The organism is Azospirillum agricola, from assembly GCF_017876095.1.
In the GTDB taxonomy this organism is placed as follows: domain Bacteria; phylum Pseudomonadota; class Alphaproteobacteria; order Azospirillales; family Azospirillaceae; genus Azospirillum; species Azospirillum agricola.
Genome location: NZ_JAGINM010000055.1, coordinates 1 through 7,645, shown reverse-complemented (window position 1 = coordinate 7,645; position 7,645 = coordinate 1). Strand labels below are relative to the sequence as shown.

Here is a 7,645-nt window from a genome sequence, read left to right as displayed (position 1 = left end):
CATCCTCCATCGTACCCTCCGCGTCCCGTAAGCCCGCACGCAATCTCGATCATGGAACCCGGTTCGGGAAGAAGGGGGCGCTCGTAACGCTTACGGCCTATCCGGCGATGTGCTGTTGGACCGCGCCGCAGCCCTGCCCATCGGAAGGCGACCACTCAGCCTGGGACGTCGCCGCCATGCCGCCTGAAAGCCGCGTTCCGGATACGCTTGACCTTAGCGTTGTTCAGCGAGCAGATGTCGCAACGTCCTCTTTAAACTTTAACCAACGATTCGTTTCTAGCTGGATCAGCAAGCTCCGGCATCCGTGACGCGTCTGGTTTTGCGTGCACCAAATCGGCCGCTGACGCCGACGTCACAGTGCCCAACCAAGCCTTCCCTTTGTAAAAACAAAGAAAATCCCAGGAACGGTGGGGAATGTGAACGTCGGAAATCGGAGAAACCGTCTGAACGCCAAGTCGCGCGCTGTTGCTCGTTTCGAAGCCGTAGCCGTGCAGCAGCTCCTTTGCATCCTCCACAAGCCGCTCAATATGGCCTGCGTCACTGCCCACGATGAAACAACCGATAACAGCCAATTCCGCACCCTTCGATGCATCCATCCAGCGGCAGCAGTGCTCAGCATCGGCTTTGAGAGGAAAGGCTCGGACGCCTTTCTTTAATTCTATGGTAATCCGGGAGCTGTATTTCCAGGGATCAGACGTTTTGTGCAGGATGGCGATGTCGAAAGGATGCCCTTGTTCGTCAGGGGTCTCCAAGCGGACGCGATGGCCGACATTGCCAAGCCCGTTGAAGATGGCGTCTTGGAGGTATCTCTCTGGAACTTCTGATGGGCTGTCCAGATTCGAGATTTCAAGATACTTCGGCACGGACGACCGTACGCTTTCCACGATAACGCGGATAAGGTCCTGCTGCTCTGTCATGTGCTGATTCTCGTGTGAGTAATTGGTGTGTAAAGAAACATCGTTCGTATTGTGTTTTATAAATATTTGAAAACAATCAATATTTGTTTTGAGTTGCTGAAGAACTTCCGTTTCTCAATGAGGTTTACAGTAAGAGTTTTATAAAATTCTGCAATGAATATATTTTTCTCAAAACCCGGCAAAAATGGCGGTCCCGAAGGGTTCTAAGGCTTTGCCCTTGCAAATCGCTTGCCCACGGCAGTGGGCGGTCCATTGTTAATTGGCGTGGTTGCGGCGGCCAGGGGGCCAGGGATCGTTGAGCGATTGGTCGGGACACAGCGCCGATGCGCGCATTGGCTCCCGAAGGGAAGAGCGGCCTTCTGATGCCGAAGGCGGCATTCTCCTGACGACACTTCGAAGCCTCGACACAGACTGGCTCGAGGGCTCTTCATCGTTGAGCCCGGACGCGTTCCCAGCCCTTGTCATGAACGCGGACCTTCCCTCTGGTGGAAGGGTGTGGTCACCGTCATGGAAAACGCACGTCCAAGCGGACCGGCGCCGATGCCCCCGTCCGGACATCCGTCAGTCTCAATTGGACTCTCCGGCCTCCGGCCATGGCAAGGAGTGGTAAAACGCGCGAACGAGGCTGAAACGCTCCCCGAACGCCGGCAAGGTGCCGCGCGGGAGTTCGTCCGCCAGGGTGGCCCAGTCCCGGCTGGCCCGCTCCGCCACAGCGGGATCGTCGATCAGAGCGCGCGTCGGCTCGAAGCCGCGGGCCCGGCACTTCTCGACGACAATGGCATGCACCATGGCGGGCAGCGCAACATCCTCGTTGTGCTCGAGCAGGTGGGCGATGTCGTAGACGTCCTGGCGCCGTCCGCGGTTGCGCAAGGGTTGTTGGAGAAGCGCCCGCAGCTTTTCGGCAATCACCTCGGCGTGTGAGTAGGCCCGCAGCGACACCGCGAGCTCGTCGAGGCGCAGCTCCCGTGCGTCGAACAAGGGCTCCTTGAAGCTGATGTCGATCCCCAGGACCTGGGGGGCGGCGCCGCGCTCCAGGCGCGCCTCCTCGCCGGTTCCCCGCAGCGCCGAGCCGATGGTCACCTGCAACGCTGGCGCCTGGCACGCTTCGAAGCCGTCGCGGCGCGGCTGGTACTTGACCGCTTGAACCCGGCACAGAAGATCCAGATACCCGAGCTCGGCCGCCGCCCGCCGCAACGCGCGGTCGAGATCGTCGCGCAGATGGTCGGGCAGGTCGTCCGGATCGGCGGTCGCGGTGAAGTCGACGTCCTTGGTCGTGCGCGGACTGCCGAAGGCGAGGCTCATCAGGGTGCCCCCCTTCAGGACCAGCGACGCCTGCAAGGTGGGGGAAAGGCCGACGGCATGCAGAAGGATCTCCGTCACCTGACGGGCCCGGAGCTTCACCGGGTCGGCCCGGGCTTCTTCGACCCAGGCGGCGAGCTTCACATCCAGCGGGACGCGGTCAGGAGGCGGCATTCAGCGACAGCATCCAGGTTTCGGAAAAGACGGGAGCGTAGTCTGCCTCAGGATCGAGCTTTTGTGATCCTCCGCGTTGCGCGAAGCTCTTCCAGCCGTCGATGCGCCTGTCGCCAAGCCCCAAGCCAAGCCGCTCTTGCAAGAGATAGCCGGCGCGCACCTTGGCCAGCTTGACGGGCGTCGTGTCGACCGCCGCGACAATTTCCTCAAGGAAGGTGCTGGCGTGCTCTTCCCAGACCTCGATCACATGGGCCATGCCACCGCAGCGGTCCGGAGCCTCAAGGGTGTCGAGAAAGGTCTGGCCGATGGTGGCCACACGGGCCCAGGAGCCGCGCACCTGGCGCCAAGCGCCCGGATGACGGCTGGTGTGGCGGCGCACCGGGCGGCGGCGGATGGTGTCGGGAAAGGCCAAGCGCTGCAACGGCATAGCGGTGCCGCCCGGGGCAAGACTGCCGTAATCCTGGCGCATCCTGTCGTCGCGCATCGCCCCCCACAGCTTGAGGGCCGGCGAGGCCAGATGCAGCGCATCGGGGTGCCGGTTGGTGATGCCGTGGCGCTGCATGGCGGACAGATAGGCAATGTGGCAGAACGGATCGACCAGGCAGCACACCTCCTCGGCCGGTTTCGCCGGGCTGCCGGTGACGGTGTACACCCCCTTACCGAAGTCGGGGTCCGGCGCAAGATGCCGGCTGGCCACCAAGCGCTTCACCGTCTGGGTGAGGCTGTCGATCGTCGGGGTGGAGCGTTTGATCCGGATGGCCTCGCCATCCTGCTCCTTGGCGCGGTACAGTGCGCGCAGGATCAGAAACAGCTGGTAATCGGTGATGAGCGGCAGAGTCTGAGCGCTCAGATGTCTTGCGACGGCTTCAGAAATCGTGATCATGTGCACCTTTGCACCAATGTCCTAAGGACATTGGTGCAAAGGTGCACCCTTGTCAAGTTTTCTGATCCCCTTGATAGATCTTTGATCTGACAGGATAAATTTATCTTATAGCGCTTCGCCTCAACATTCATCCTAAGGATGAATGTTGAGGCGAAGCAGAATGGCGTCTGCTGATTTTATCCATGCAAAGCCCGCTGTCAAGTGGGGCAATTGACTTGTGCTCTCCTTGCTCTTGCCTTTCCCACTCGTCTTTTCGCATCGCCAGCCCATTCGCAACCACCGCAGTCCGGCCCTGATGGCGCCGGTGATGGATGCCATCAGGCTGGCGTCATGCGACCAAACGGGCCATGCCAGCCAAGGAGTCCATTGGCGGTCGCGCGCCCGCCGGCGCGGGGGGATCGGCAACGTTCCAGGCACGGGCGGACGGTGGACGGGGCGATGATCACGTGCAGACGGTCACGGGGCGAGGGGAAACACACAGCACCCAAGGCGTGGGCCCTGCCAGAGGCTGCAGCGGGCTTGGCCAGGGTGGCAGCCCCCTCCGGTCATGCTATGTTCCGGCCATGCGCAGACTTCCTTCGCCCCGCTCCAGCCGGCTGCCGTCGAACGCTCTCCCCCTCGGCCGCGTCGGCTTCGCCCGCGTCAGCGCCGTCGACGGCAGCGCGCTGACGCTGGAGATGCCGGCCACCCTGGAGCGCTTCGACCGGGAGGGGATCAGCGCGGACGCGCGCCGTCGCCGCCTCGTCGCACGCTTCACCCCTTCAGGGCGCTGACGGGGCCATGCTCGACCGCAGGCTCGATCGTGGCGCCGCTGCTCTGAAAAGCCGCCTTGGCCGGCCGGATCAAGCCAGGTTTGCCGCATGACGCCGCTTGTTCCCCGACCATCCCTGGCGTTGCCCGCGCTGATTGCCGCGGCTGGTGAGCGGGCCAGCGTCCGGTTTTTGGAGTTTTTCGCGGCCGAGATCCGCAACCCGCACACCCGGCGGGCCTATGTGCGGGCTGCCGGCGAGTTCCTGGCTTGGTCCGAGGCCGCTGGGGTGCCGTCCCTCACCGCGATCCAGCCGCTGCATGTCGCGACCTGGATCGAGGGGCTGACGCGCAGCCGCACGGCCGCGACGGCCAAGCAGCGCTTGGCGGCGGTGCGCCACCTGTTCGACTGGCTGGTGACCGGCCAGGTGGTGGCGGTGAATCCGGCGACCTCGGTGCGGGGGCCGCGCCATGTCGTGCGGATCGGCAAGACCCCGGTGCTGGACCCGGCCGAGGCCCGGACCCTGCTCGACAGCATCGACGCCACCACGCCCGGCGGTCTGCGCGACCGGGCGCTGATCGGGCTGATGGTCTACAGCTTCGCCCGCGTCGGCGCCGCCCTGGCGATGCGGGTGGGGGACGTCTTCCCCCAGAACCGCCGGCTGTGGGTGCGGCTGCGCGAGAAGGGTGGCAAGGCGCACGCCATGCCCTGCCACCACACCCTCGAGGACTATCTGGAGGCCTACCTGGACGGGACGGGTTTGCGCAGCGACCCCAAGGGGCCGCTGTTCCGCACGCTTGGTCGCGGCACCGGCCGGCTGTCCGACCGCCCGCTGCCGCAGGCGAGCGCCCACGCCATGGTGCGCCGCCGCGCCGCCGCCGCCGGCGTCGCGACGCTGGTGGGCTGCCACAGCTTCCGCGCCACCGGCATCACCGCCTACTTGGCCAACGGCGGCACGCTGGAGACCGCCGCCGCCATGGCCAACCACGCCTCCCCCCGCACCACCCAGCTCTACGACCGTCGGGGTGATCGGGTCAGCCTCGACGAGATCGAGCGCATTCGGATCTGAGGAGCAGATCCTGGGGATGCTGGCTGGACTGGTCCGACGTCGGCACGGCAGCCCCTTCAGGACGTGCGGTTAGCACGCTTCGTCACAGGTACGTTTGAGCGGACGCCGCCTTGTGTCCGACAGTAGGTTGGATCATAATCCAACTTGTGACGAAATATCCGAGATAACTTGTTTTATGATCCCACTCAGCCTCATGGCCCCTGGGGATGTGGCGCGGAGTGTGGCCGCGCGCGCTCGTGCCCGGCGGGTCGCCCTTGGGCTCACCCAGCAGGAGGTCGCCGACCGCAGCGGGGTGAACATCTGGACGCTGCGGCGGTTCGAAGCCAGCGGCAAACTGGCGTTCGATGCGCTGATCCGCGTCGCCGTCGTGCTCGACGCGATCGAGGCGTTCGGCGCGCTGTTCCCGGAACCGGAATTCCGCAGCCTCGATGAGGTGATCAAGCGGCCGAAGCGCCAACGGGGCAAGCGCCGGACGGTGGTCCGATGAAGCATGTCGGCGTTCTGGCGGTGTCGCTGCGCTGGGGCGAGGGCGACGAGGAGCCCGTCGGCCGCCTCGCCAGCCGCGACGGGAAAATCTATGTCGAATTCGACGACGCCTTCCTCGCCTCCGGCCGGATGCTGTCCTGGTTTCTGCGGACCCCGCGTCCAGGCGTTCTGCAGGGGCCGGACGCACCATTCTCCGGCCTCCACGGCGTGTTCGACGACAGCCTGCCCGACGGGTGGGGGCGGTTGCTGATTCATCGCCGAGCGGCTGCCAGCAAGATCAATCCCCTGTCGCTGACTCCGCTCGACATGTTGGCGTGCATGGGGGAGTGGGCGATGGGGGCTCTGGTCTACCGGCCGGAAACCGAGGAGCCTGTGGACACCGGCGCCATCGATCTCGACCGGATCGCCGCGCAGAGCCGGCAAGTGCTCACGGGGGCCCCGGAGGCGCTCTTCCCCACCTTGCTGCGGGTGGGTGGTTCCCCCGGCGGCGCCCGGCCGAAGGCGGTGGTTTGCCGCGACGATCAGAGCGGCGCCCTGATCCATGGCGCCCTGGTGGCGCCGGAGGGCTGGTCGCATTGGCTGGTGAAGTTCCGCGGTAAGGAAGACCCGGCAGACATTGGTCCGATCGAGCAGGCCTATGCCGAGATGGCGCGCGCCGCCGGTTTGACCCTGCCGCCCACCCGCCTGCTGCCGAGCGGAAGCCCGAAGACGCCCGCCTACTTCGCAGCGCAGCGGTTCGACCGTGTCGGTCCGGCCGGCCGGCTCCATCTCCACTCCGCTTGTGGGCACCTCCATGCCGACTTCCGGCAGCCGAGCCTGGACTATAAGACGCTGATGATCCTGACCTTCCAGCTCACCAAGAATCATCGGCAGGTGGTCGAGATGTTCCGGCGCGCCACCTTCAACCTGTTCGCCCACAACCGGGATGATCACGGCCGCCAGTTCGCCTATCTGATGGACCGGACGGGCAACTGGTCGTTGGCGCCGGCCTACGACCTGACCTATGCGGACGGCCCCGGAGGCGAGCATTCCACCGCCGTCCTGGGCGAAGGGCGGGATCCCGGTGAGCGGCAGCTGCGGGCGATGGCGGCGGAGTTCTCCATTCCGTCGACCGAGGTCACCGGCATCATTGACCAAGTGCGCGGCGCGGTGGACCGCTGGCGCGACTTTGCCGAGGACAGCGGGGTGGGGCGGACCTCACGCAGCCGGATCGGCGCAGTGATCGCGCCGCGGCGGACCGACAGGACCCGCTGATCCGAGGGGGACGCGCCGGCATTTCCGCCGGAACGAGGAGCCGGGGCGGGTGGGATGCTGACCAGAGGTGCGGGATCGGAGATTTCTCGCTATTCTGGTCCTCCCTCGAACCGCCCTGCGAGGAAGTAGGCACGCTTGCCGACCGTAAGCGCCTTCGGCGTGACCCGGTCGGGCGGGTGGCGGCGTGCTGAAACCCTTTCTCAGAGGGGTGGCCACTGAGCGGCGGCGTGCCGCCGCCGGCATCACCTCCGCTCGGCTGCCAGGACTTCCGCATCACCGCTTATCCGGCTATGGCGGCACGCTGGAGACCGCCGCAGCGACCGGGTCAGCCTCGACGAGGTCGAGCGCATCCGCGTCTGATGGATCGTCCGCAGATTTTTGGGGATGATGCGACCAATCCGGGCACCGGCGGCACGACGAGTGGAGCACCCTATGGTTTCGCGGGATGAGCTGTATCACTTGGTCTGGTCCACCCCCATGACCAAGGTCGCCGAGCGGTTCCAGGTGTCGGGCAGCTACCTGGCCAGGGTCTGTGTCCTTCTGAACGTTCCACGGCCCGAACGGGGCTACTGGGCGAAGCGGGCGGTCGGGAAGGCACCGCCTCCGGAGCCTTTGCCGGACGCCCGGCCTGGAGACCCTCTGTCCTGGTCGAACGACGGAGCGTTCCAGGCCCCGCCGAAACCGCAACCGCCCCCCAGACGCCGGCCGGAAACCACCGTGCGTGTCAATCGGCCTCGAAAAACCAGCCATCATCGGCGTCCAATTTCCAGCCACGCTTCCAGTTGCAGAAGCCCGTTGTCCAGGGAGTCCACGGG

At 65.4% G+C, this 7,645-nt stretch carries 7 protein-coding genes; 4 read left to right on the top strand and 3 right to left on the bottom strand.

Annotated features, from left to right (window positions below; translation table 11 throughout):
• Positions 1-251: 251 nt before the first annotated feature.
• The 3 genes from J2847_RS33525 to J2847_RS33515 all read right to left on the bottom strand — a co-directional run bounded on the left by J2847_RS33525 (position 252) and on the right by J2847_RS33515 (position 3,273).
• Positions 252-917, bottom strand: coding sequence for a hypothetical protein (locus tag J2847_RS33525; RefSeq protein ID WP_209783057.1), 666 nt, complete (start codon positions 915-917; stop codon positions 252-254).
• A 567-nt stretch (positions 918-1,484) separates the two neighbouring features.
• Positions 1,485-2,390 carry a nucleotidyl transferase AbiEii/AbiGii toxin family protein gene (locus tag J2847_RS33520; protein WP_209783056.1) on the bottom strand — a complete coding sequence of 302 codons (906 nt, stop codon included), beginning with the start codon at positions 2,388-2,390 and terminating at the stop codon, positions 1,485-1,487.
• A complete protein-coding gene (locus J2847_RS33515; RefSeq protein WP_209783055.1) occupies positions 2,377-3,273 on the bottom strand; it encodes a hypothetical protein in 897 nt (298 codons plus the stop codon). Before J2847_RS33515 ends, J2847_RS33520 begins: the two co-directional genes overlap by 14 nt.
• Positions 3,274-3,836: 563 nt before the next feature.
• On the opposite strand from J2847_RS33515, the gene J2847_RS33510 reads away from it, so the two are divergent.
• The 4 genes from J2847_RS33510 to J2847_RS33495 all read left to right on the top strand — a co-directional run bounded on the left by J2847_RS33510 (position 3,837) and on the right by J2847_RS33495 (position 6,830).
• Positions 3,837-4,046 carry a hypothetical protein gene (locus J2847_RS33510; protein WP_209783054.1) on the top strand — a complete coding sequence of 70 codons (210 nt, stop codon included), beginning with the start codon at positions 3,837-3,839 and terminating at the stop codon, positions 4,044-4,046.
• A gap of 168 nt (positions 4,047-4,214) precedes the next feature.
• The gene (locus tag J2847_RS33505; RefSeq protein WP_233474972.1) at positions 4,215-5,090 is read left to right on the top strand and encodes a tyrosine-type recombinase/integrase; all 876 of its coding nucleotides are present in this window, start codon (positions 4,215-4,217) and stop codon (positions 5,088-5,090) included.
• A gap of 220 nt (positions 5,091-5,310) precedes the next feature.
• Positions 5,311-5,577, top strand: coding sequence for a helix-turn-helix domain-containing protein (locus tag J2847_RS33500; protein ID WP_209783052.1), 267 nt, complete (start codon positions 5,311-5,313; stop codon positions 5,575-5,577).
• Positions 5,574-6,830, top strand: a complete 1,257-nt coding sequence (locus tag J2847_RS33495; protein WP_209783051.1) for a type II toxin-antitoxin system HipA family toxin — start codon at positions 5,574-5,576, stop codon at positions 6,828-6,830. Before J2847_RS33500 ends, J2847_RS33495 begins: the two co-directional genes overlap by 4 nt.
• Positions 6,831-7,645 lie beyond the last annotated feature (815 nt).

Bases quoted from the DNA above. Each gene is read 5' to 3' on its own strand.
- J2847_RS33525 (WP_209783057.1), bottom strand. From the start codon at position 917: ATGACAGAGCAGCAGGACCTTATCCGCGTTATCGTGGAAAGCGTACGG.
- J2847_RS33520 (WP_209783056.1), bottom strand. From the start codon at position 2,390: ATGCCGCCTCCTGACCGCGTCCCGCTGGATGTGAAGCTCGCCGCCTGG.
- J2847_RS33515 (WP_209783055.1), bottom strand. From the start codon at position 3,273: ATGATCACGATTTCTGAAGCCGTCGCAAGACATCTGAGCGCTCAGACT.
- J2847_RS33510 (WP_209783054.1), top strand. From the start codon at position 3,837: ATGCGCAGACTTCCTTCGCCCCGCTCCAGCCGGCTGCCGTCGAACGCT.
- J2847_RS33495 (WP_209783051.1), top strand. From the start codon at position 5,574: ATGAAGCATGTCGGCGTTCTGGCGGTGTCGCTGCGCTGGGGCGAGGGC.